Annotated in this window: 21 protein-coding genes and 1 pseudogene; 5 read left to right on the top strand and 17 right to left on the bottom strand. The window is 65.6% G+C overall.

Features of this window, described 5'->3' with window-relative positions; all coding sequences use genetic code 11:
* Positions 1–26: 26 nt before the first annotated feature.
* From P5W99_RS06285 to P5W99_RS06265, 5 genes and pseudogenes are all read right to left on the bottom strand, one after another.
* Positions 27–830, bottom strand: coding sequence for an alpha/beta fold hydrolase (locus P5W99_RS06285; protein ID WP_434662230.1), 804 nt, complete (start codon positions 828–830; stop codon positions 27–29).
* A gap of 82 nt (positions 831–912) precedes the next feature.
* Positions 913–3,490 (bottom strand): annotated as a pseudogene (locus P5W99_RS06280) (DNA internalization-related competence protein ComEC/Rec2).
* 109 nt (positions 3,491–3,599) lie between these two features.
* On the bottom strand, positions 3,600–4,388 hold the full coding sequence (locus P5W99_RS06275; protein WP_421079364.1) for a TatD family hydrolase: 789 nt from the start codon (positions 4,386–4,388) through the stop codon (positions 3,600–3,602).
* A 52-nt stretch (positions 4,389–4,440) separates the two neighbouring features.
* Positions 4,441–5,172 (bottom strand): lipoprotein-releasing ABC transporter ATP-binding protein LolD, encoded by a 732-nt coding sequence (gene lolD, locus P5W99_RS06270; protein ID WP_434662229.1) that lies wholly within the window; start codon positions 5,170–5,172, stop codon positions 4,441–4,443.
* On the bottom strand, positions 5,165–6,418 hold the full coding sequence (locus tag P5W99_RS06265; protein ID WP_421023716.1) for a lipoprotein-releasing ABC transporter permease subunit: 1,254 nt from the start codon (positions 6,416–6,418) through the stop codon (positions 5,165–5,167). The genes lolD and P5W99_RS06265 overlap by 8 nt, the downstream gene beginning before the upstream one ends.
* A gap of 165 nt (positions 6,419–6,583) precedes the next feature.
* Between P5W99_RS06265 and P5W99_RS06260 the strand changes: the two genes are divergently transcribed.
* The 5 genes from P5W99_RS06260 (at position 6,584) to P5W99_RS06240 (ending at position 13,399) form a co-directional block, all read left to right on the top strand.
* The gene (locus tag P5W99_RS06260; protein WP_421043945.1) at positions 6,584–7,738 is read left to right on the top strand and encodes a regulator; all 1,155 of its coding nucleotides are present in this window, start codon (positions 6,584–6,586) and stop codon (positions 7,736–7,738) included.
* Positions 7,739–7,809: 71 nt separating this feature from the next.
* Positions 7,810–9,516: a single-stranded-DNA-specific exonuclease RecJ gene (gene recJ, locus P5W99_RS06255; RefSeq protein WP_421023714.1), complete on the top strand. Its 1,707-nt coding sequence runs from the start codon at positions 7,810–7,812 to the stop codon at positions 9,514–9,516.
* Positions 9,517–9,621: 105 nt separating this feature from the next.
* A protein-coding gene (gene prfB / locus P5W99_RS06250) for a peptide chain release factor 2 (RefSeq protein WP_421023713.1) occupies positions 9,622–10,726 on the top strand; the annotation gives its coding sequence in 2 pieces (ribosomal slippage) (positions 9,622–9,702 and positions 9,704–10,726; 1,104 coding nt in all).
* A gap of 123 nt (positions 10,727–10,849) precedes the next feature.
* Complete coding sequence (gene lysS, locus P5W99_RS06245) at positions 10,850–12,385, top strand: lysine--tRNA ligase (protein ID WP_421079363.1); 1,536 nt, start codon at positions 10,850–10,852, stop codon at positions 12,383–12,385.
* A 276-nt stretch (positions 12,386–12,661) separates the two neighbouring features.
* Positions 12,662–13,399, top strand: coding sequence for a glycine zipper 2TM domain-containing protein (locus tag P5W99_RS06240; RefSeq protein WP_421079362.1), 738 nt, complete (start codon positions 12,662–12,664; stop codon positions 13,397–13,399).
* 86 nt (positions 13,400–13,485) lie between these two features.
* On the opposite strand, the gene iscX is transcribed toward P5W99_RS06240, so the two are convergent.
* The 12 genes from iscX to P5W99_RS06180 all read right to left on the bottom strand — a co-directional run bounded on the left by iscX (position 13,486) and on the right by P5W99_RS06180 (position 23,141).
* A complete protein-coding gene (iscX, locus tag P5W99_RS06235; protein WP_421023710.1) occupies positions 13,486–13,683 on the bottom strand; it encodes a Fe-S cluster assembly protein IscX in 198 nt (65 codons plus the stop codon).
* A 26-nt stretch (positions 13,684–13,709) separates the two neighbouring features.
* Positions 13,710–14,051, bottom strand: coding sequence for an ISC system 2Fe-2S type ferredoxin (fdx, locus tag P5W99_RS06230; protein WP_035531100.1), 342 nt, complete (start codon positions 14,049–14,051; stop codon positions 13,710–13,712).
* Between the two features lie 170 nt (positions 14,052–14,221).
* Positions 14,222–16,093 carry a Fe-S protein assembly chaperone HscA gene (gene hscA, locus P5W99_RS06225; RefSeq protein ID WP_421023709.1) on the bottom strand — a complete coding sequence of 624 codons (1,872 nt, stop codon included), beginning with the start codon at positions 16,091–16,093 and terminating at the stop codon, positions 14,222–14,224.
* 128 nt (positions 16,094–16,221) lie between these two features.
* Positions 16,222–16,758 (bottom strand): Fe-S protein assembly co-chaperone HscB, encoded by a 537-nt coding sequence (gene hscB / locus P5W99_RS06220; RefSeq protein ID WP_434662225.1) that lies wholly within the window; start codon positions 16,756–16,758, stop codon positions 16,222–16,224.
* A gap of 107 nt (positions 16,759–16,865) precedes the next feature.
* The gene (gene iscA, locus P5W99_RS06215; RefSeq protein ID WP_421023708.1) at positions 16,866–17,189 is read right to left on the bottom strand and encodes an iron-sulfur cluster assembly protein IscA; all 324 of its coding nucleotides are present in this window, start codon (positions 17,187–17,189) and stop codon (positions 16,866–16,868) included.
* Positions 17,190–17,358: 169 nt separating this feature from the next.
* On the bottom strand, positions 17,359–17,763 hold the full coding sequence (gene iscU, locus P5W99_RS06210; protein ID WP_028216879.1) for a Fe-S cluster assembly scaffold IscU: 405 nt from the start codon (positions 17,761–17,763) through the stop codon (positions 17,359–17,361).
* Between the two features lie 95 nt (positions 17,764–17,858).
* The gene (locus P5W99_RS06205; protein ID WP_421023707.1) at positions 17,859–19,082 is read right to left on the bottom strand and encodes an IscS subfamily cysteine desulfurase; all 1,224 of its coding nucleotides are present in this window, start codon (positions 19,080–19,082) and stop codon (positions 17,859–17,861) included.
* Between the two features lie 72 nt (positions 19,083–19,154).
* Complete coding sequence (iscR, locus tag P5W99_RS06200) at positions 19,155–19,688, bottom strand: Fe-S cluster assembly transcriptional regulator IscR (RefSeq protein ID WP_028216877.1); 534 nt, start codon at positions 19,686–19,688, stop codon at positions 19,155–19,157.
* Positions 19,689–19,840: 152 nt separating this feature from the next.
* Positions 19,841–20,323 (bottom strand): low molecular weight protein-tyrosine-phosphatase, encoded by a 483-nt coding sequence (locus P5W99_RS06195; protein ID WP_434662223.1) that lies wholly within the window; start codon positions 20,321–20,323, stop codon positions 19,841–19,843.
* A 126-nt stretch (positions 20,324–20,449) separates the two neighbouring features.
* Positions 20,450–20,698, bottom strand: coding sequence for a hypothetical protein (locus tag P5W99_RS06190; protein WP_421023705.1), 249 nt, complete (start codon positions 20,696–20,698; stop codon positions 20,450–20,452).
* A gap of 167 nt (positions 20,699–20,865) precedes the next feature.
* A complete protein-coding gene (locus tag P5W99_RS06185; RefSeq protein WP_421079359.1) occupies positions 20,866–22,302 on the bottom strand; it encodes a lactate utilization protein B in 1,437 nt (478 codons plus the stop codon).
* A 116-nt stretch (positions 22,303–22,418) separates the two neighbouring features.
* The gene (locus P5W99_RS06180; RefSeq protein ID WP_421079358.1) at positions 22,419–23,141 is read right to left on the bottom strand and encodes a (Fe-S)-binding protein; all 723 of its coding nucleotides are present in this window, start codon (positions 23,139–23,141) and stop codon (positions 22,419–22,421) included.
* Positions 23,142–23,241 lie beyond the last annotated feature (100 nt).

Here is a 23,241-nt window from a genome sequence, read left to right as displayed (position 1 = left end):
GGCGTGCCCGCGCGAAACCATGCAGCTCAGTTGCCGTTGGCCATTGCGTAGAGCATGCGCAGCACTGCGCGCGCCGTCTCGATCGGCCGCTCCATCGGGTAGAGGTGGCTGCCCTCGATCCATTCGAATCGCTCGCCGGCAATGCGCTGCGTGGCCGCCAGCCCGACCTGGCGCACCTCCTTCGAGCGCGTTCCGCCGATAAAGCTGACCGGTACGGGTGAGCCATGCGCGAGCCGCGTGCCGAAGGTGTGCGGCAAGGTTCGGTAGATCAGGTACTCGGTGCGGCGGTCGAACGCGAGCGTGCGCGTGCCGTCGGCCGAGGTCTGAGGAATGCCGAAGTCGATATAGTCGGACAGCACGCGCTCGTCCCAGCGCGCGAACGCGGGCTTCGAATGAAAATGGCGCCAGGCCTCTTCGCGGTTCGCCCAACTGGTGCGGCGCGTGCGCGTGACGGCGGCCGGAGAGAGGCGCTCGTCGAGTCCCGTCCATTGCGAGAATCTGAGCATGCTGCTGCGCCAGCCCGCGATCACCGGCGAGTCGAGCATCACCACGCCCCTCACCCAGTGCGGCTTCCTGAGCGCCGCCATCAGCGAGAGATAGCCGCCGAGCGAATGGCCGACCAGCCAGACCGGATTTTCGTAACGGCGCCCGATGTCCTCGATCAGTTGATCGACGAGATGCGGCCAGTCGCGCGTCACGGGGTAGCGCGCGTCGTGGCCGATGCGCTCGATATAGCGCAGTTCGTGGGTGTCGCCGAGCTCCGCGAAGAGCGTGCGATAGGTCGAAGCCGGAAAGCCGTTCGCGTGCGAAAAGTGGATGACGTTCTTCAATGCCCTGTTGTCTCCGGTCCTCAGTTCTGTTGCTGGATTTGCTGATGCTGCTTCACCGGACTTCCCTGCCCTTGCACGCGCCTCATTCGCCCTTGTCCATCCAGTAACGCCGCTGCGTATCGCGAAAGCGCTCGACGCCAAGCGCGCCGGGCGCCGCTTCGACTCGAGCCGCGCCATCGGTGTCGCTGCGCGCCAGCACGATGTGGCGCGACTCGTAGCGCGCGAACACCCCCGGGTGCGGATGGTGAAACCGGTTCAAATAGGCTACCTGAAAAATGGCGACGCGCGGCCCGACAGAATCGAGGAACGGCTCGGTCGACGAGGTCTTGCTCCCGTGGTGCGGCACGACCAGCACCTGGGCCTGCAGACGGCTGGGGTCGCGCGCGACGAGCGTGCGCTCGGTGGGTGCCTCGATGTCGGCGGCGAGCAAAGCGGAGACGGAGCGGCTTTCCGTATCATCCTCGGTGCCGCGCCCAGGCGCCGTGGAGATGCGCAGCACGCAGCAATGCGCATTGGGTTTGCCGGAGAGCGGTCCGGCGCTTGGCCAGAGCACCTCGAACGTGACGCCATCCCACTGCCAGCGCTGGCCGGCGGCGCATTGCACGGCGTCGGCGCCCGCGCGGCGCGCGCTCGCCCAAAGTGGATGATCGGGCAGAATACCCGCGACGAACTGATGCACCGGCATGGCATCGAGTACGGCCTGCGCGCCGCCCGAGTGATCGGAATCGTCGTGGCTCACCATGAGCGCGTCGAGCCGCATCACGCCATGCGCCTGCAGATAAGGCACGACGATCCGCTCGCCTGCATGCGTGGATTCCGGCCCAGGGCCGGCATCAAAGAGAAGCGTGTGCCGCGCGGTCTCGACGAGCACTGCCGTCCCCTGCCCGATGTCGAGCGCGCTCAGGCGAAACGTGCCTGACGGCGGCCCGCTCGGCGGAGGCACAAGAAGCGGCAACCAGGTGAATGGCGCGAGCCAGCGCAACGGCCAGCCGCGCGGCGCGAGACACCATGCGACGCCGACCGCCGCACAACCCAGCGCTCAGTAGCCGGGCTGGGGCAGGCGCAACACGGCCCACGGCCACCCTTCCAGCGTGGCGAGCGCGGTGGCGAGCGCCTCGATCAACGAATGCGCCGCGCGCAGCGCGAAGGCATCGAGTGGTGCAGGCAGCACGACGCCAGCCAGCACGGTGGGCGTCACGAACAGGCTGACCCACGGAATTGCAAAAGCGTTCGCCAGTGGCCCAATCAGCGGGATCTGCATGAACCAATACGCAGTGAGCGGCGCGAGTGCAAGGGTGACCGCCCACTGAACGCGTGCTCCGTCCCGCACCTTGGTCCAGAGGCTGCGCGCGATTCGACGCCAGCGCTCGTAACTAATGACTGCATGGAGGCACGCACCCAGGCGTGGCGAACGATTCGCTTCTGGCTGCTCCGTCCTCTCGCGCATCGGATCGGCTTCTTCCGGCGAAAGTTCGATATCGTCGATTCGCCGCACGCGCGGCACCCCGCTCGCCGCGAACAGGATGGCCGCCACGGCACCGAAGGAAAGCCAGAATCCAGCCGCTGTGACCGCCCACGGATCGCGCAGCAACACAAGACCGAGTGCCCACGCGAGCACATGGCCGCGCGCCAGTTCGCGCGAACTCCAGAGCGCCGCGGCCGTGACCATGAGCATCCACAGCGCGCGCTGCACGGGGACGTTGAATCCGGCCAGCGCAGCGTCGGCCGCCGCCACGCAGAGCGCGCCCGCAACGGCCATTTTCTGTGCCGGCACGAGCAGCGGCGCTTCGACGCCACGCCAGCGCGCACGCCGCCAGAGCGCGCCCACGATCCAGCCGGACAAGCCGGCGACGAACGTTAGATGCAGCCCAGAAATCGCCACGAGATGGCTCGTGCCGGTATTGCGCAGCAGCCGTCAGTCGGCGTCGCTCACCGCATCCTGCGCGCCGGTCGCCAGCGCCACGACGATGCCGCGATGCGGCGCATCGGCGAGCATGGCGTCGATGCGCGCACGCACCGCCTCGCGCACCCGCTCGATGCGCACGCCAACGCCCCGTGCATCTACTGCCAGCCGCCGCGCATGCTCGGAGTTGCTGACGTAGCCTGTCGCGCGCACACCCCGCGAGAGCAAGGTGGTTTCCGTGTCGCGCAACCCGAAGTTGCCTTCGCCGTGAGGACGCTTGAGCCGCACGCTCAGGCGCCAGCGTTCGCCGGGTTCGATGCGGGGCAACGGCGCGTCGCGCGCCATCCACGTGAGTTGTATGCGTTGCGGCAGCTTCGCACCAGCGGCGCGGGCGGACCACGACTCCACGGCAAACACGAAGCTTGCCCTGCCTGCGTCGTGCGCGAGCATGCGAGCGACATGTCCGGTCACCTCGATATCGCGTGCCTGCCAGGCCACCGGCAACGCTTCGGCGAGCCGCAGCTCGGCTGCGCCAGGCAGCATAGCCGAAGCCTGCGCAGGCCGAGGCCGTGCCCACGGCCATCCAACCGGCGAACCTCCGCAGGCCGCCCGGCGCATCGCCCAGCATCCACATCGCCCCCAGCGCCGCAAGCACTGCCAGCACCACCAACGCGAGCCACGCGCCCCACCCCGGCAATGCCGCCTGGCGTTGCAGCACGATCACTCCGAGCGCGAATCGGCACCACATTGCACGCATCGCGCCTCCTTCGATTCAGGGTGGCGCGCAAGCACAAGCCGCATGAGTTGCGCTCGCCACCCGATGCAGCCGCTTTATCGTGCGATAAAACGCGCCATCCTCGAAGGAATTATGCAGACGAAAGTGCGAGCCGCGGCAGCGCCGCCACAGCGTTGGCCGTTGTGCCAAGGGCGATTTCTTCGGGCGTCATGCCGCGCAATTCGGCAAGCACGGCGCCGATGCGCGGCACCTGGTCAGGCGTGTTGCGCGCCCGATAGAGCCAGGACGGCGAGATGTCGGGCGCATCGGTTTCCATGACGATCGCCTCGATCGGCAATTGCGCCGCGAGGCGCCGGATCTGCAAGGCCCGCTCGAAGGTCACGTTGCCGCCGAAGCCCAGATGCATGCCGTGCTCGATAAATGCATTCGCCTGCTGGAAGCTGCCGTTGAACGCATGCGCGATGCCACGACGCACGCCTTGGCGGCGCAGGCCCTTGAGCACCTGATCCTGCGACTTGCGCACGTGGCAGATCGCGGGCAAGTCGAACTCGCGGGCAAGACGCAGCTGCGCGTCATAGAAGTATTGTTGGCGCGCGTCGTCGAGACCGGGCACGAAGTAGTCGAGGCCGATCTCGCCAATACCGACGAAGCGCGGATCGTCAAGACTCGCCTCGACCTCGGCGCGCAGCGCGTCGACATCCTCGTCGCGAGCGCGCGGCGTATAGAGCGGATGAATCCCGAGCGCGTAGACCGCGCCCGGCGTGCGATGCGCAAGCGCGCGCACGGTCGCGAAGTTCTCGCGCGCGATGGCGGGGATCACGATGCGTGCGACGCCCGACGCGCGCGCGGCCGACGCCATGGCGTCGCGGTCGGCGTCGAACTCGCTGGCATCGAGATGGCAATGCGTATCTACCCACATAAAAATCCACCTGGCAAACGCGCTCCTGCTACGCACAAGCGACGCACGGGCGTCAAGCCTGCACGACCGGCTCCTCGTGCAGGGTGCCGTCGCGCAGCCGCACGATGCGGTCGCAGCGGGCCGCGAGGTCGGGGTCGTGCGTGACGATCACAAAGCTCGTCTGGAATTGATCGGACAATTCGAGCATCAGGTTGAACACCGTCTCCGCCGTGCTGCCGTCGAGATTACCGGTCGGCTCGTCCGCGAGGACACAGGCGGGCCGCGTCACCAGCGCGCGCGCGATCGCCACGCGCTGGCGCTCGCCGCCCGAGAGCTCGCCGGGGCGATGCCGCGCGCGATGCGCGAGGCCCACGCGATCGAGCATCTCGAGCGCTTCGCGGCGCGCGTCGTCCTGCGTCATGCGGCGAATGCGCAGCGGCATCGCCACGTTATCGAGCGCCGAAAACTCGGGCAGCAGATGATGGAATTGATAGACGAAGCCCAGCGCGCGATTGCGCAGGTCGTTGCGATCGCGCTCGGAAAGCGACGTGAACGGCTTGCCGAGCAGCTTGACGTTGCCGGTGCCCGGCTCGTCGAGACCGCCCAGCACGTGCAACAGCGTGCTCTTGCCCGAGCCGGACGCGCCCACGATCGCGAGCTTCTCGCCGCGCTTCACCGAGATCTCGGTGTCGTGCAGCACGTTCACGGCCAGCGCACCCTGCCCGAACACCTTGGAAACGCCGTGCCCTTCGAGCACGTACGGATAGTCGCCCGCCGTGGCGAGAATCGATTGACGTTCATTCATAACGCAGCGCCTCCGCCGGACGAACCTTGGCCGCGCGCCAGCTGGGATAGAGCGTCGCCAGCGCGGACAGCACGAACGCAATCGAGCCGATGCGGATCACGTCGGAGGCGACGAGTTCCGAAGGCAGCTCGCTGATGAAATAAACCGAAGGCGGCAGGAACTGCACGCCGAGCAAATGCTCGATCATCGGCACGCTCCATGGAATGCTCCACGCGATCAGGCAGCCGAGCGCGATGCCGATGGCGGTGCCCGCGAAGCCGATCGTCACGCCCTGCACGAAGAAGATCTTCATGATCGAGCCGGGCTGCGCGCCGAGCGTGCGCAGGATCGCGATGTCGGCCTGCTTGTTGGTGACGGTCATCACGAGCGACGACACGAGATTGAACGCCGCCACTGCGATGATGAGCGTGAGAATGATGAACATCATGCGTTTTTCGATCTGCACGGCCGAGAACCAGGTCTTGTTCTGCTGCGTCCAGTCGCGGATATAAAGGTCGCCCGAGAGCGTATGCACGAGCTGGCGCGCCACCGCGGGCGCGCGCTGCATGTCCTTCAGGCGCAGACGGACGCCGCTCGGCGCGGAGAGGCGATAGAGCACTTCGGCGTCGCGGATATTGATGAGCGCAAGCGAGCTGTCGTACTCGTAATGCCCCGACTCGAACACGCCGACCACCGTGAACTGCTTCAGGCGCGGCAGCATGCCCGCCGGCGTAATGCTGCCTTCGGGCGCGACCAGCGTGACCTTGTCGCCCTTCGTCACGCCGAGACTCGCGGCAAGGTCACCGCCGAGCACGATGTTGAAGCCCCCTGGCGTGAGGTCGTTCAGGCTGCCCGCCTTCATTTCCTTGCCGATGTCGGACACCTGCGGCTCTTCGGACGGCTCGACGCCACGCAGCGCGACGCCGCTCAGGCTCTCGCCGCGCGTGAGCAGCGCCTGGGCATCCACATAGGGCGCGGCACCGATCACCTCGGGATTGCTCTTTGCCTCTTTGGCGGTGAGCTGCCAGTCGGGCATAGCGCCGGTCGGCGAAAAAATTTCGATGTGCGCCAGCACCGAGAGCATGCGGTCGCGCACGTCGCGCTGAAAGCCGTTCATCACCGAGAGCACGACGATGAGCGCCGCCACGCCAAGCGCAATGCCCGACATCGAAATGAGCGCGATGAACGAAATAAAGCCGTTGCCGGTCGTGCGCTTGCCGGCGCGCGTGTAGCGCCAGCCAATTTGCCATTCGTAGGGAAGTTTCAAGCGAATCCTTTCGTGCGTCTTCGTTGCGCGTGGGGCGCGCCGGCCCGCAAGCTGCTGGATCAAGTTTACGCGCCGCAGCAAACCGGCGGTCAACCGCGAAGTTTGCCACACTCGAGACGTCTCACGGACTTTACGCCGCCGCGGCGCCAACGGCGCCGAAGTACAATGCGCACCATCATGCCCGTCGACCGACTCCATCTCCTCGTGCCGTTCGCGCTGCCATCCGCGGCGGCAGCCTCAACCGCCCTCGCTGGCCTCGAATTCCCGGCACTCTCGAAACTGGTCGCGCGCGCGACGCTGGGCGAGCAGGTGATCGGCGAGGATTTTCAGCGCACGCTCCCGCACGAGCGATGGATCGCGCGCGCGTTCGGCGCGGCCGCGCCCCGGGCGGCCGATAAAGCAGCCGACACAGCGGACAAGAACGGCGTGAGCAGCGCCGACGACGAAGCCCCGCTCGCCCCGTGGATGCTGCTCGCCGACGGCGGCACGCCCGGCGACGCCACCTGGGCCTGCATCCAGCCCGTGCACGTGCGCATCGCCCACGACCATCTGGTGCTGATCGACCCGGCTTCGCTCGAACTCGCCGACGCCGATGCCGCAGCGCTCTACGCCGTGGCCCGACCGCTCATCGAGGAACTCGGCGTGCGCGTCGAAGCGCCCACGCCCCAGCGCTGGTATCTGTCGAGCGATCAGTTCGGCACGCTCGCGGGCGCGTCGCCGCTGCGCGCGAGCGGGCGCAACATCGAGATCTGGCTGCCTCACGAGGCGCACTCGGGCCAGCGCTCGCGTGCATGGATGAAGGTGCAGAACGAGGTGCAGATGGCCTGGTTCGAACACCCCGTGAACGAAGCGCGCGAGGCGCGCGGCCTGCCCGCCGTCAACTCGATCTGGTTCCACGCGCAAGGCGCGTTGCACCCGGTCAAGCGGGCGTTCGCGCGCGTGCGCTCGGACGCGGCGGCCACGCGCGGGCTAGCGCTCGCCGCCGGCGCGGAACTCGGCGCGGCGCCCGAGACGTTCCGCGCGCTGACTGCCGCGCCTGCATCGGCTGGCGACGCGTTGCCGGACAACGTCACGCTCGTCGAACTCGACCCGTTCTCCGCGGCCTATATCCAGCAGGACTGGGGCGGCTGGAACGCCGCGTTCGCGAAGCTCGAGCGCGACTGGTTCGCGCCCGCGCTCGCCGCCCTCCAGGCCGGCGAGCTGGCCGAACTCGGCTTCACGCTGTGCGGCGACACCGGTTCGGTCACGCTCACGGCCACGCGCGGCGACCTGCGCAAATTCTGGCGACGCCGCGAGTTCGCGTCGCTGTTCGTCGAATAACATCCAGCGTTTCCTCCACGCGCTTCTTACACGCGCTTCTTACATGACCTCTCACGCATGACCTCTCACGCATGACCCGAATCGTCACCCGCGCCTGCTCCCCCGCCGATACCGAAGCTCTGGTCCGTCACGGCCTGCACCCGGTGCTCGCCCGGCTCTATGCCGCACGCGGCGTTTGTCAGCCCGACGAGATCGAAACCGGCCTCAACCGGCTACTCCCGCCCGCCGGCATGAAGGGGCTCGACGACGCCGCGACTCTGCTCGCCGACGCGCTCGAAGCGCAGTGCCGCATGCTCGTGGTCGCCGACTACGACTGTGACGGCGCGACCGCCTGCGCCGTGGCCGTGCGCGGCCTGCGCATGCTCGGCGCGCAAATCGACTATCTGGTGCCGAACCGTTTCGAGTATGGCTATGGCCTCACGCCCGAGATCGTCGCGCTCGCGGCCCAGCGCAAGGGCGGGCCACCTGATGTCCTGATCACGGTGGATAACGGCATCGCCAGCGTGGAGGGCGTGGAGGCCGCCAACGCGCTCGGCATCGAAGTGCTCGTGACCGACCACCATCTGCCCGGCGACACGCTCCCCGACGCACGCGCCATCGTCAACCCGAACCAGCCGGGCTGTACGTTCGAGAGCAAGTGCATCGCGGGCGTGGGCGTCATGTTCTATACGCTGCTCGCCTTGCGCGCCGAACTGCGTCAGCGCGGCTGGTTCGATGAAACGCGTCCCGAGCCGCGTCTGGATGGCTTGCTCGATCTGGTCGCGCTCGGCACCGTCGCCGACGTCGTCAAGCTCGACTGCAATAACCGCGTGCTCGTCGCACAGGGTTTGCAGCGCATCCGCAACGGCCGCATGCAGCCCGGCATCGCCGCGCTGTTTCGCGCTGCGGGCCGCGACGCGAAAAGCGCTTCGGGCTTCGACCTGGGCTTCGCGCTCGGGCCGCGCCTGAACGCGGCTGGCCGCCTATCCGACATGTCGCTCGGCATCGAATGCCTGACCACCGACGACGTGGGCCGCGCCTGGGAACTCGCCCAGCAACTCGATACGATGAACCGCGAGCGCCGCGAAATCGAAGCGGGCATGCAGCAGCAGGCGCTCGCCGATCTCGCCAGCGTCGATCCGCAGGACAACGCCACGCTCACGCTCTTCAACGAGGGCTGGCATCAGGGCGTGATCGGCATCGTCGCCGGGCGGCTCAAGGAGAAGTTCCACCGCCCCTCGTTCACGTTCGCGCCCGCCGACGACAACGGCGAGCTCGTGAAGGGCTCGGGCCGATCGATCCCCGGCTTCCATCTGCGCGACGCAATCGACCTCATCAGCAAGCGCGAGCCCGGCCTGATCCACAAGTTCGGCGGCCACGCGATGGCCGCGGGCATGACAATCGCCGCCGCCGACGTGCCGCGCTTTGCCGCCGCGTTCGAGCGCGTGGGCCGCGAATGGCTCTCCGCCGAGGCGCTCGCGCGCACGGTGGAGACCGATGGCGAGCTCGAGGACGCGTGGTTCACGCCCGATTTCGTCGAAATGCTCGACGCGGCCGTCTGGGGCCAAGGATTTCCGGCACCCGTTTTCTCGGGCGAATTCGAGGTGGCCTCGCAGGCGCTCGTGAAGGACAAGCATCTCAAACTCCAACTGCTGCGCGGGCGCCAGCGCTTCAACGCGATCTGGTTCAACCACACCGAGACGCTGCCGCAGCATACGACCGTCGCCTACCGGCTCGTGCGCGACACGTGGAACGGCGTCTCGCGCGTGCAGCTCGTGGTGGAGCACGCGGCGCTCTGAGGGGCGCATGAGGCGCGAACCCGGCGCTGCGCACCGTCCGCCGCGCCCTTTATGCATGTCCAATCGGCTATAATTTGATGTTTTACACGCCGGATCACGACACAAATGGAAGCGGAACGTCTCAACGCGATCGAAGCCCTTTTGGCGGACCTGCGCACGCGCGCAGGCGAGCTACGGGGGTATCTTTGACTACGACGTAAAAGCCCGACGGCTCGTCGAAGTCAACAGCGAACTCGAAGACCCTGACGTCTGGAACGACTCCAAACACGCACAGGGTCTCGGCAAGGAAAAGAAGCTGCTCGAAGGCGTGGTGCACGTGCTCGACGGCATCGAGAACGACACGCGCGACACCCAGGACCTCTTCGAGATGGCCCGCGAGGAAGGCGATGAAGACACGCTCGTCGCCATCGAAACCGATGCTCAGGCGATCGAAGCGCGCGTCGCCGACGTCGAGTTCCGCCGCATGTTCGCGAACCCGGCCGACCCGAACAACGCGTTCATCGACATCCAGGCGGGCGCGGGCGGCACCGAGGCCTGCGACTGGGCTTCGATGCTGCTGCGCCAGTATGTGCGCTACTGCGAGCGCAAGGGCTTCAAGACCGAGGTGCTCGAAGAGTCCGAAGGCGACGTGGCCGGCATCAAGAGCGCAACGATCAAGGTCGAAGGCGAATACGCCTACGGCTTCCTGCGCACCGAAACCGGCATTCACCGCCTCGTGCGCAAGTCGCCGTTCGATTCGTCGGGCGGACGCCACACGTCGTTCTCGTCGGTGTTCGTGTATCCGGAAATCGACGATTCGTTCGAGATCGAAGTCAATCCGGCCGACCTGCGAATCGACACGTACCGCGCTTCGGGCGCGGGCGGTCAGCACATCAACAAGACCGACTCCGCCGTGCGTATCACGCACATCCCGTCGGGCATCGTCGTGCAGTGCCAGAACGACCGCTCGCAGCACCGCAACCGCGCCGAAGCCATGGCCATGCTGAAGTCGCGCCTGTACGAAGCCGAAATGCGCAAGCGCCAGTCGGAGCAGGACAAGCTCGAAGCGGGCAAGTCGGATGTGGGCTGGGGCCACCAGATCCGCTCCTACGTGCTCGACAACAGCCGCATCAAGGATCTGCGCACGAACGTCGAAATCAGCAACACCAAGGCCGTGCTCGACGGCGATCTCGACGCTTTCATCAGCGCAAGCCTGAAACAGGGCGTGTAAGCCCGGGCGCCGCCCTCTTCTGCCGCGCCGCGGCCCGTGAGGCACTCCGCCCGGGCCGCAAACCGAAACATCTGCCCGTATCTTCTGCGGACACAAACCGCGAATCCAAGAACCCGAGCCACCATGACCGAACCGACCCAGCCGAACGCGGCCAGCGCCGCGCCCGAAGTCGACGACAACCAGATCATCGCCGAGCGCCGCGAAAAGCTGCGCGCGCTGCGCGAAGCGGGTGTCGCCTATCCGAACGACTTCCGCCCCACCCACCACGCCGCCGACCTGCAGCGCACCTACTCCGACACCGACAAGGACGCGCTCGAAGCGCAAGCCCTCGAAGTATCGATCGCCGGCCGCATGATGCTCAAGCGCGTGATGGGCAAGGCGAGCTTCGCGACGGTGCGCGACGGCTCGGGCCAGATCCAGTTCTTCATCACGCCAGCCGACGTGGGCGAAACCACCTACGACGCGTTCAAGAAGTGGGATCTCGGCGACATCGTCGCGGCCAAGGGCGTGCTGTTTCGCACCAACAAGGGCGAGCTCTCGGTCCGCTGCACGGAACTGCGCCTGCTCTCGAAGTCGCTGCGCCCGCTGCCGGACAAGTTCCATGGCCTGTCTGACCAGGAAATGCGCTATCGCCAGCGCTATGTCGACCTGATCGTCACGCCCGAAGCGCGCGAAACCTTCGTGGCGCGCACCAAGGCGATCTCGTCGGTGCGCCGTTTCATGGCCGACGCCGGTTTCATGGAAGTCGAAACGCCCATGCTGCACCCGATCCCGGGCGGTGCGGCGGCCAAGCCGTTCGTCACGCACCACAACGCGCTCGACATGCAGATGTTCATGCGCATCGCGCCCGAGCTCTATCTGAAGCGCCTCGTCGTCGGCGGCTTCGAGCGCGTGTTCGAGATCAACCGGAACTTCCGTAACGAAGGCGTTTCGCCGCGTCACAATCCGGAATTCACGATGATGGAGTTCTACGCCGCGTACACGGATTACACGTGGCTCATGGACTTCACGGAACAGCTGATCCGCCAGGCCGCCGTGGATGCGCGCGGCAACGCCGTGCTCACGTACCAGGGCCGCGAGCTCGATCTTTCGAAGCCGTTCCATCGCCTGACGATCACCCAGGCGATCCAGAAGTACGCGCCGCAGTACACGAACGAGCAGCTCGCCGACGCGGACTTCCTGCGCACGGAACTCAAGAAGTTCGGCGTGGACACGAACCAGCCTGCGTTCCTGAACGCGGGCGTGGGCTCGCTCCAGCTTGCGCTCTTCGAAGAAACTGCCGAGTCGCAACTGTGGGAGCCGACCTTCATCATCGACTACCCGGTCGAAGTCTCGCCGCTCGCGCGCGCCTCCGATTCGACGCCGGGCATCACCGAACGCTTCGAGCTCTTCATCACGGGCCGCGAAATCGCCAACGGCTTCTCAGAGCTCAACGATCCGGAAGACCAGGCCGCACGCTTTAAGAAGCAGGTCGAGCAGAAGGACGCCGGCGACGAGGAAGCGATGTACTACGACGCCGACTACATTCGCGCGCTCGAGTACGGCATGCCCCCGACGGGCGGCTGCGGCATCGGCATCGACCGCCTGATCATGCTGCTTACCGATAGCGCCAGCATCCGCGATGTGATTCTCTTCCCGCATCTGCGCCGCGAAGACTAAGCCTCACACGTGCCGAACGGGGCGCATGCGGCTCAGGCCGTATGCGCCCCGTTTGCATTTGTAACCGGCAGTAAATGTGCCCGCCCCACTGCCGGGCGCGCCAGATACATAGGCGGAAAACCCGTATCGTGCGGGGCGACACGCCCCCCTGCCTTCGTTCGATCCCTGTTTCGACTTGTGCTCGCACAAGTCAGGTTACAAATTGAAACGTTCGAACGATCGAATTGGCCCAAACTTGTTCAAACAAAGGTAACTCTGCCCAAGACGGAGCCACTCATGAACAATCCTGATCCGAAACCGACCACACCGAACCGCCGTATCCACCCGCTCGTCGCCACTGCGGCGGCGGCTGTCATTGTTGCCAGCCTCGCGGCCACGGCGGCCATCACCGGCGTCTTCCCCAAGGCATCGAGCACGACTGAACAGAACGCGCAAAGCCAGACCGGCCAGACCGAGATGATGGCATCGCAGCCGGTGCTCGACTCGACCCGGCCCGCGACCAGCGCGCAAATTACGCAGAACGCGGCGCAGAATGCCGCACAGAACGAGCAAAACGCCGCTGCTGAGCCGCAGCCTGCGCCAGTGGCCCGGCAACAGCCGGCGGCAACGGCCGCTCCGCCGGCCCAGTACGCCCAGCAGCCGCAGCAATACGCCCAGGAAGCGCCACCCCAGCAGGCCGCGTGCGCCTCGTGCGGCGTGGTCGAGGGCATCTCCGAGTCACGTCAGGAAGGTCATGGCACCGGCATCGGCGCGGTGGGCGGCGCAGTCGCGGGTGGCGTGGTCGGCAATCAGTTCGGCGCCGGCAACGGCCGCACGGCCATGACGCTGCTGGGCGCGCTCGGCGGCGGCCTCGCCGGCAATTCGGTGGAAAAACATCTGCGCAGCACCACGAGCTACTCGGTGCGCGTGCGCATGGACAACGGCAAGACGCGCTACTTCACGTATCACGAAGCGCCGCCGTTCCAGCAAGGCCAGCGCGTGCGCGTCGAACACGGCACGCTCGCGGCAGGATGATGAACGCGTAACTTCGCGCCCCGCTCCTGAAACGAAAAAGGCGATTCACCTTCACGGTGAATCGCCTTTTTGCTGCACGAATCGGATCAGTAACCCGCTTCTTCGATCCAGGCCGCCTGAATGGCCTCCAGGATCTTCTCATTCGAGCGCTCGGGAGCGTCGTCGAAACCTTCGAGCTCGGTGATCCAGCGATGCAGATCGGTGAAGCGCACGTACTGCGGGTCGATCTCGGGATGCGTATCCGTCAACGCCATTGCGATGTCCTGCGTATCGGTCCATTTCATGGCAGCGCGCTCCTCTCTCCGATGGATTAGTGGTTTTCCTTCGCGTGGTTGATCGAGTAACGCGGAATCTCGATCACGAGGTCATCTTCGGCGGGCACGAGGGCCTGGCACGACAGCCGCGAAGTGGGCTCCAGACCCCACGCCTTGTCGAGCAGGTCGTCTTCGGTTTCCTCCGACGGCTCGAGCGCATCGAAACCTTCGCGCACGATCACGTGACAGGTCGTGCAGGCGCACGACTTCTCGCAAGCATGTTCGATCTCGATGCCGTGCTCGAGCAGCGCATCGCACACACTCTCACCCGGCTTGGCGTCGATGACCGCGCCCTCCGGACACAGTTCGACATGGGGCAGCACCACGATTTGAGGCATTGTGATTTCCGTATCCAATAACTTCTGTATCGGGCGCGACCCGCCTGCCGACGGTGTCATCGCCCATTCTACTGAGGTCGCGCGCCTGGCTGCATCGGGAAAGCACGCACGCGGCGCGCGCTTTACATCTTGCTTCCCGGTGCGTTGGCCGGCGCGCGCCCAATCAACCTTTAACCAATTTCGTCGAGCTTCTTGCCCGCGAGCGCGCGCTTGATGCCCTTGTCCATGCGCCGTGCGGCAAACTCGTCCGTACCTTCGGCGAGCGACTTGGTCGCCGCTTCGATTGCGTCGGTGTCCTCGCCCTGCACGATTTGCGCGAGCGCTGCGATCAGCGCATCGAGCTGCGCGCGCTCGGCTTCGTCAAGCAGCTCGCCGTCGGCGGCCAGGGCGGAGTTCGTCGCCTCGATCACGCGTTGCGCCTCGACCTGCGCCTCGCGCAGCGCGCGAGCGCGCATGTCGATGTCGGCGGTCTTGAAGCTGTCCTCGAGCATCTTTGCGATGTCGTCGTCGGCCAGGCCGTAGGACGGCTTCACCACCACCGACGCCTCCACGCCCGAAAGCTGCTCGCGCGCGAACACGGACAAGAGACCGTCGGCGTCCACCTGGTAGGTCACGCGGATGCGCGCCGCGCCCGCCGCCATCGGCGGAATGCCGCGCAGCTCGAAGCGTGCAAGCGAGCGGCAGTCGGAGGTGAGCTCGCGCTCGCCCTGCACCACGTGGATCGCCATCGCGGTCTGGCCGTCCTTGAAGGTCGTGAAGTCCTGCGCGCGCGCGACCGGGATGGTCGAGTTGCGCGGAATGATCTTCTCGACGAGGCCGCCCATCGTCTCCACGCCGAGCGACAGCGGGATCACGTCGAGCAGCAGCCAGTCGTCCTCACCGCCGCGGTTGCCGGCGAGCAGGTCGGCCTGGATCGCCGCGCCGAGTGCGACCACCTGATCGGGATCCAGATTCGTGAGCGGCGCCTGGCCGAAGTACTGCTCGACGGCGCGGCGAACCACCGGCATGCGCGTCGCGCCGCCCACCAGCACCACGCCCTTCACTTCGGTCGCGGCCACCTTGGCGTCGCGCAGCGCCTTCCTCGTGGGCGTGAGGGTGCGTTGCACGAGCGCCTGCGTGAGCGCCTCGAACTGCGACTCGTCGATCGTCAACGTGATCGGCTTGCCGTTAGAGAGCGTGACTTCAATGCGCGCCTCGGGCGCCGACGAGAGCGCTTCTTTCGCGTCGCGCGCGCGGTCGAGCAGCAAGCGCACGTCTTCAGGCTTGAGCGCCGCGCGCTCGATGCCGGACTGCTCCAGCACCCACGCAAAGAGCGCCTGATCGAAGTCGTCGCCGCCGAGCGCGGAATCGCCGCCCGCGGCGAGCACTTCGAATACGCCCTTCGTGAGCTTGAGGATCGACAGGTCGAAGGTGCCGCCGCCCAGGTCGTAGACCGCGTAGAGCCCTTCAGCGCCGTTGTCGAGGCCATAGGCGATCGCAGCAGCGGTCGGCTCGTTCAGCAGGCGCAACACGTTCAGGCCAGCGAGGCGCGCAGCGTCCTTGGTGGCCTGGCGCTGCGCTTCATCGAAGTATGCCGGCACCGTGATGACCGCGCCGACGAGTTCGTCGCCGAGCGTGTCTTCGGCGCGCTGGCGCAATGTGGCGAGAATTTCCGCCGAGACCTCGACGGGACTTTTCACGCCGTCGACGGTCTGGATCTGCACCATGCCCGGTGCGTCGACGAATTCGTACGGCGCGTTCGCCGCGCCTTCCACGTCGGCCTTGCCGCGACCCATGAAGCGCTTGACCGAGACGATCGTGTTGCGCGGGTCGCTCGCCGCCTCGGCCTTGGCCGAGCGGCCGATGCGGCGGCCGCCGTTCGTGAGATAGCGCACGACCGACGGCAGCAGCACGTGGCCGTCTTCGTCGGGCAGCACGTCGGGCACGCCGCTGCGCACCGCGGCGACCAGCGAGTTCGTCGTGCCGAGGTCGATGCCGACGGCGAGCCGCCGCTGATGCGGCGCCGGCGCCATGCCGGGTTCGGAAATTTGCAGTAATGCCATCTGTGTGATCTGTTGCGGGCCGCCTGGCATCGTCTGGTCGATCTTTTCGACGATGAATCGACAGCCCTGTGCTGTATCCGTTTCCTACGCTTTTTCCACGCGCCCATGGGGCGCCTGGGCGGCCCCGCCTAACTCTCCAGCCGTTCGATCTGCGAATCGACTTCGGCCGCCACGCGCTCGACGAACATCAACTGGCGCACCGCTTCCGCCGCCGGCTGATTCGAGCCGCTGTCAAGCAACGCGCCCAGCTTCGCGAGACGCACGCGCTCGTCGTCGCGCAGTTCGGCCGCGAGCGCATCGAGCGCGTCGACATTCTTCACGCCCACCGCATCCTCGATCGCCTCGCGCCATTCCATCTGCTGCATCAGGAACGCCGGCTCCATGGCCGTATTGTTCTCAGCGCCAACTTCGATGCCGCGCAAATGCAGCAGATAAGTCGCGCGCTTGAGCGGATCGCGCAGCGTCTGGTACGCCTCGTTCGCGCGCGTGGCCCACTGCATCGCCACGCGCTTTTGCGCCTCGCCGGCCGCGGCGAAGCGGTCGGGGTGCACCTGCGCCTGCACGGCGCGGTAAGCGTGAGCGAGCGCGTCGGCGTCGAGCGCGAACTGCTCGGGCAGGCCGAACAATACGAAATGGCTATCGGAGAGCGAAGAAAGCGAGGCCATCGAAATGAACGTTTTGGGGTGCTGTCGTGAAGATCCGGCGATATCGCTCGCCGCATCAAAAAATCAAAAAGGCGGCACAGGCCGCCTTTTCACCGCAATACGCGCGCTCAAATGCGGAAGGACTCGCCGCAGCCGCACTCGTCCTTCACGTTCGGGTTTTTGAACTTGAAGCCCTCGTTCAGACCTTCGCGCACGAAGTCCAGCTCCGTGCCGTCGATATAGGCAAGGCTCTTCGGGTCCACGATGACCTTCACGCCATGGCTTTCGAACACGTTGTCCTCGGGCGCGAGCTCGTCGACATATTCGAGCTTGTACGCAAGGCCCGAGCAGCCCGTCGTGCGCACGCCAAGACGCAGGCCCACGCCCTTGCCGCGACGGGTCAGGTACTTCTGCACGTGCTGTGCCGCTTTTTCTGTCAACGTGATTGCCATAACGTTTCACCGCTTCCCGCGTCGCTCGCTTCAGGCTTGCGCCTGCTTCGTCCCGACGCGGCGCAGGCTCGCCTGCGTCCAAATTCGTTTATTCCGCAGCGGCTAGCTCACCGGCTTGCCACCGCCCCGCCCGCTCGCGCGCCGAACCCGGCGCACGCTGTCGCGAGCCTTAAGCCGCGTCCGCCTTGGCTTCCGTCGTATGACGCTGACGGTAGTCGGCCACCGCTGCCTTGATCGCATCTTCCGCGAGAATCGAGCAGTGGATCTTCACCGGCGGCAGCGCCAGTTCTTCGGCGATCTGCGTGTTCTTGATGTCGAGGGCCTGATCGAGCGTCTTGCCCTTCACCCACTCGGTCACGAGCGAGCTCGAAGCGATGGCCGAGCCACAGCCGTAGGTCTTGAACTTCGCGTCTTCGATCACGCCGTCCGCGCCCACGCGGATCTGCAGCTTCATGACGTCGCCGCATGCGGGCGCGCCGACCATGCCGGTGCCGACTGCGTCGTCGTCCTTCGCGAACGAGCCGACGTTGCGCGGGTTTTCGTAGTGGTCCAGAACCTTGTCGCTATATGCCATGATCACACTCCTTCAATTCGTGTTTGCCGCGCTGCATGCAGTGGTCTGCCGATTGCGCTGCGGCCGGGTCGATGTTCGATGCGCCTGAATGCGCCTTAGTGCGCCGCCCACTGGATGGTCGACAAATCGATGCCGTCCTGGTGCATTTCCCACAGCGGCGAGAGCTCGCGCAGCTTGGCGATCTTCGTCTGCAGCAGGTTGATCACGTAGTCGACGTCCTGCTCGGTCGTGAAGCGGCCCACCGTGAAGCGAATCGAGCTGTGTGCGAGTTCGTCGTTGCGGCCTAGCGCGCGCAGCACATACGACGGCTCGAGCGACGCCGAGGTGCACGCCGAACCCGACGACACCGCCACGTCCTTGACCGCCATGATCAGCGACTCGCCTTCGACGAAGTTGAAGCTGATGTTCAGGTTGTGCGGGACACGCTTTTCCATGTCGCCGTTCACGTAGGTCTCTTCGATTTCCGAAAGGCCCTTGAGCAGACGATCGCGCAGCATGCGAACGCGCTCGTTTTCCGTGGCCATTTCTTCACGTGCGATGCGGAACGCCTCGCCCATGCCGACGATCTGGTGCGTGGCCAGGGTGCCCGAGCGCATGCCGCGCTCATGGCCGCCGCCGTGCATCTGCGCTTCGATGCGCACGCGCGGCTTGCGGCGCACGTACAGCGCGCCGATGCCCTTCGGGCCGTAGGTCTTGTGCGCCGAGAATGACATCAGGTCGACCTTCAGCTTTTGCAGGTCGATGGGCGCCTTGCCGGTGGATTGTGCGGCATCGACGTGGAAAATGATGCCCTTCTCGCGGCAGATTTCGCCGATCGTCTCGATGTCCTGGATCACGCCGATCTCGTTGTTCACGTGCATCACGGAAACGAGGATCGTGTCGGGGCGGATCGCGGCCTTGAAGTCGTCCAGATCGATCAGGCCATCTTCCTTGACGTTCAGGTACGTGACTTCGTAGCCTTCGCGCTCGAGCTCGCGGCAGGTATCGAGCACGGCCTTGTGCTCGGTCTTCACCGTGATGATGTGCTTGCCCTTGCTCTTGTAGAAGTGCGCGGCGCCCTTGATCGCGAGGTTGTCCGACTCGGTCGCGCCGGAGGTCCAGATGATTTCGCGCGGGTCGGCGTTGACGAGCGCCGCAACGTTCTCGCGCGCTTCCTCGACGGCACGCTCCGCGTCCCAACCATAGGCGTGGCTGCGCGACGCCGGATTGCCGAACTGCTCGCGCAGATACGGAATCATCTTGTCCACCACGCGCGGATCGACAGGCGTCGTCGCGCTGTAGTCCATATAAATGGGCAGGTGGGGAATGTCGTTATTCATCTATCGCTCCGGGGGATTCTGTCTGCTGCTCTGTGTATTGCGCTGGCCGTGGTCGGGATCCGCAATACGGGATCAGGAACCGGCCATGTTGAATATGGAATTCGGCCCGAGCGGCACCGTGCGCACCGGCTCCATCGCCGGCGCCTCGGTGCGGCGGTCGCGCAGGACCGTGGGCGCGGCGCCTTCGCGGGCGCGCTGCTTGTCCACCAGATCCTTCAGCGAAACCGAATCGAGGTACTCGACCATCTTCTGGTTCAGCGTCGACCAGAGCTCGTGCGTCATGCAGTGGCCGTCGTGCTGCTTGGTGCCCTCGCAGGCGCCCTTGCCGCCACATTGGGTCGCGTCGAGCGGCTCGTCCACGGCGATGATGATGTCCGCGACCGTGACGTCCTCCGCGCGGCGCGCGAGGTTATAGCCGCCGCCCGGCCCACGGACCGATTCGACGATTTCATGACGGCGCAGCTTGCCGAACAACTGTTCCAGGTACGACAGCGAGATATGCTGGCGCTGACTGATACCCGCAAGCGTCACCGGGCCCTGCTCCTGGCGCAGGGCCAGGTCGATCATCGCCGTGACGGCGAAACGGCCTTTGGTGGTGAGTCTCATGATGTAGGGGAACCGCAATTCTCGACAATTTTCGTCAAGTATAAATACATGACTAGTTTAGTCAAGTATCCGCGCCACCATCCGGGTTATTAGGCGCATGACGAAAAGGGAAAACGGCGCAAACCTGCACGGAAGTACGCCGCACGCTCCTCTCAGTCCGCCAGTTGAGGGCGCAAGGCCGCCAGCAGGCCCGAACACGCCGTTTCGCACTGGTCGAGCACCGTCTCGAACCCGGCGGCGCCCCCAAAATACGGGTCGGCGACCACGCGCGCCCGCAACTGCGGCGCGAATTCCATCAGCAGCCGGATCTTGTCGCGTCCGGCAGACGGCGCCACTTGCTCGAGTGCCGTCACATTGGCGTCGTCCATCGCGACGATCAAGTCGAACGTGCGAAAGTCTTCCGCCGCGATCTGGCGGGCGCGCAGCGGCGCCAGATCATAGCCGCGCCTGGCCCCGGCTTGCTGGGCGCGTTCGTCGGGCGCCTGGCCGATATGCCAATCGCCCGTGCCCGCCGAATCGACCGACACGTGCGCGCTCAAACCCGCCTCGTCGACAAGGCGCCGCATCACGGCTTCAGCCGTGGGCGAGCGGCAGATGTTGCCGAGGCAAACGAAGCAGACGGAAACCTTTTTCATCGAGTCGGATGTGAGGCGGCCAACGGTTTGCAACAAGCCACTGCAGCGCGGGCGAATTTTCAATTATACAAAGTGTCGACGATGTGCGCTGGGCGTAGCGTGCGCCATCGCCCGGGCCCCGGCAGCTTAGATCGCGTTGGTCCGCGGCAACGGCACGACGTCGCGGATTGCCTTGACTGGCGCCTTGACGGGCGTAGTCACCTCGCCCGCGCTGCCAACCAGCCCATATGAAACTGCGCGCGCCAACTCGGCACTCACCTGATCGGCTGCCAGCGGAAACTGCTGCTCGGCGGTATTCCATGCATGGACCCATGCGATCGCCGCAAGTGGCACGATCAGCGCCAACGGCCAATACACCATTATTTTCTTTCTCATGATGCGACTCTCTCTCGACTGTGGAGCGACAGGCTCAGACGCACTATCGCCAGTCGAAATGATATAGATGATCGCAATCAGGAAAAACCCGGCAAAAATGAACACACTGTTGTCTCAGGCTAAACAGTGCGCCGCCAGGTGCGGGTGGACCGGCTGGGAGTGCTTCGTCACGTCTTCCGTGTACGCCCGGTCGCATCCAGATGCGTGTGCCGCGCGGCGTAGAGTTCGCGGAACGTGCGCCCGACCGGAGCCGGCATGTCGCGTCCGTCGGTCCAGCCGCGCGCGAACGGCAACTTGCGAATGAGCTGCGCCTGGCCGCCCATACGCTCCAGCACGCGCACACCGAGCTTCGTGAGCAGCGCATAAGCGCCGGGATTCAGCGCAAACCAGCCCCACACCGCCAGCGCCGCGCGTTCGTGCCACGGGCGCAGGCGCCGTTCGGTCTGTTTCTCGCGCAGCTTGCGCAGCAGGTCCGAGAGCGGGATGCCCACCGGACAGACGCTGTTGCACTCGCCGCAAAGCGTGGCGGCCTGCGGCAGATCGAGTGCCTTGTCGATGCCCACGTAGCTTGGCGTGAGCACCGACCCCATCGGCCCCGGATAGACCCAGCCGTACGCGTGCCCACCCACCTTCTGATAGACCGGGCAATGGTTCATGCAGGCGCCACAGCGGATGCAGCGCAGCATCTCCTGAAACTCGCCGCCGATGAGGCCGGTGCGCCCGCCATCGACGAGCACGACATACATATGCTCGGGACCGTCCTGGTCATCCACCCCGCGCGGGCCCGTGAGAACGGAAAAATAGTTCGAGGTGGCCTGTCCCGTGGCCGAGCGCGGCAGCAGGCGCATTGCGGTGGCAAGGTCTTCGAGCGTCGGCAAGACTTTTTCGATGCCGGTGACCGCCACATGCACGCGCGGCATGACGGTGCACATGCCTTCGTTGCCCTCGTTCGTCACGAGCACGACCGAGCCCGTCTCCGCGATGAGGAAGTTGCCGCCCGTCACGCCCATGTCCGCCGAAAGGAAGTGCGGCCGCAACATCTCGCGCGCCTCGCGCGTCATGTCCGGAATTTCCGTGAGACGCGGCCTGTGATGGGTCTTCGCGAACAGGTCGGCGATCTCGTCCTTGTCCTTGTGGACGACGGGCGCAATGATGTGGCTCGGCGGCTCGTTGTTGTTGATCTGCAGAATGTATTCGCCGAGGTCCGTTTCGATGGATTGCACCCCCATCTCCGCGAGCACCGTGTTGAGCTGCATTTCCTCGGAGACCATCGACTTCGTCTTGATGACCTTGCGCACCGCGTGCTTGCGCGCGATTTCAGCGACGAGCTTCGCCGCATCGCGTGACGTCTCGGCAAACAGGACCGTCACGCCGCGCCGGCTCGCCTCGGCTTCGAACTGCTCGATCCAGACATCGAGATTCTCCAGCGCACGATTGCGGCGCGCTTTGAGCGCCGCGCGCGTGGCCGGAAAGTCGATCGCCGTGATCGCTTCCGCACGCGCGGAAACGAACTTGGTCGAGAGCTTCTTGAGGTTCTGCTGCAGACGCTGATCGGCCAGCTTCTGGCCGGCGCGCGCCTTGAATTGCATCGATTGAACTTGCATGGCGTGGAGTCGGACGTAAGTGCGTTCGTGTGCCGTCGTGTGCGGTCGGATTCAGGCGGATTCTCCCGGCCTCTTGAGTCTTTGATGCCCCGAGGCCCCGGCTGGCAAGCGGCGTCTCAAACGTCGCCGGCGAGCACCTGGGCGATGTGCAAAACCCGGGTGCTGACATCGCCGGTGCGGCGCAAACGCCCTTGGATGTTCAGTATGCAGCCGAGGTCGCCGAGCACCACGGCACCCGCTCCGCTCGCCTGCACGTTGATGCATTTTTCGTCCACGATGGCCGTGGAGATCGCCCCGTACTTGAGCGCAAAGGTGCCGCCAAAACCGCAGCAATGCTCGCAGTCCTTCATCTCCTGCACAGCCACGCCGCGCTGCGCGAGCAACGCGCGCGGCTGGGCCTTCACGCCCAGTTCACGCAGACCAGAGCACGAGTCGTGGTAGGTCACCGGCCCGCGGAATTCGCCTTCGGGCAGCGTGACTTTCGCAACGTTCATGAGGAAATCCGTCAATTCGTAGACGCGTTCGCGCAGCTTGCCGTAGCGCGCCATCAACTCGGGGTCATCGCGAAAGAGATCGCCGTAATGCGCGCGAATCATCCCGCCACAGGAGCCCGACGGAATCACCACATAGTCGTACTGCTCGAATTCGCGCAGCGTCTTTTCCGCGAGGTCGCGCGCAAGCGGCCGCTCGCCCGAGTTGTAGGCCGGTTGCCCGCAGCAGGTCTGCGCGGGCGGGACGTCCACCTCATAGCCTGCTTCCTCGAGCAACTTGAGCGCCGAAAAGCCGATTTCGGGACGCATGGTGTCGACAAGACAGGTGACGAACAAACCGACTCGCATGGGAACTCCTGGTGAAAACCGTCCCCGATTATCCGACGTTTCGCCGCTGCCACCAACGCCGGAGTGCTCCAGGATCGATGACCCGGCAGGCCTGGCACAG

Source organism: Paraburkholderia sp. A3BS-1L (genome assembly GCF_051125215.1).
GTDB lineage: Bacteria > Pseudomonadota > Gammaproteobacteria > Burkholderiales > Burkholderiaceae > Paraburkholderia.
This window is presented reverse-complemented; position numbering and strand designations above follow the sequence as displayed.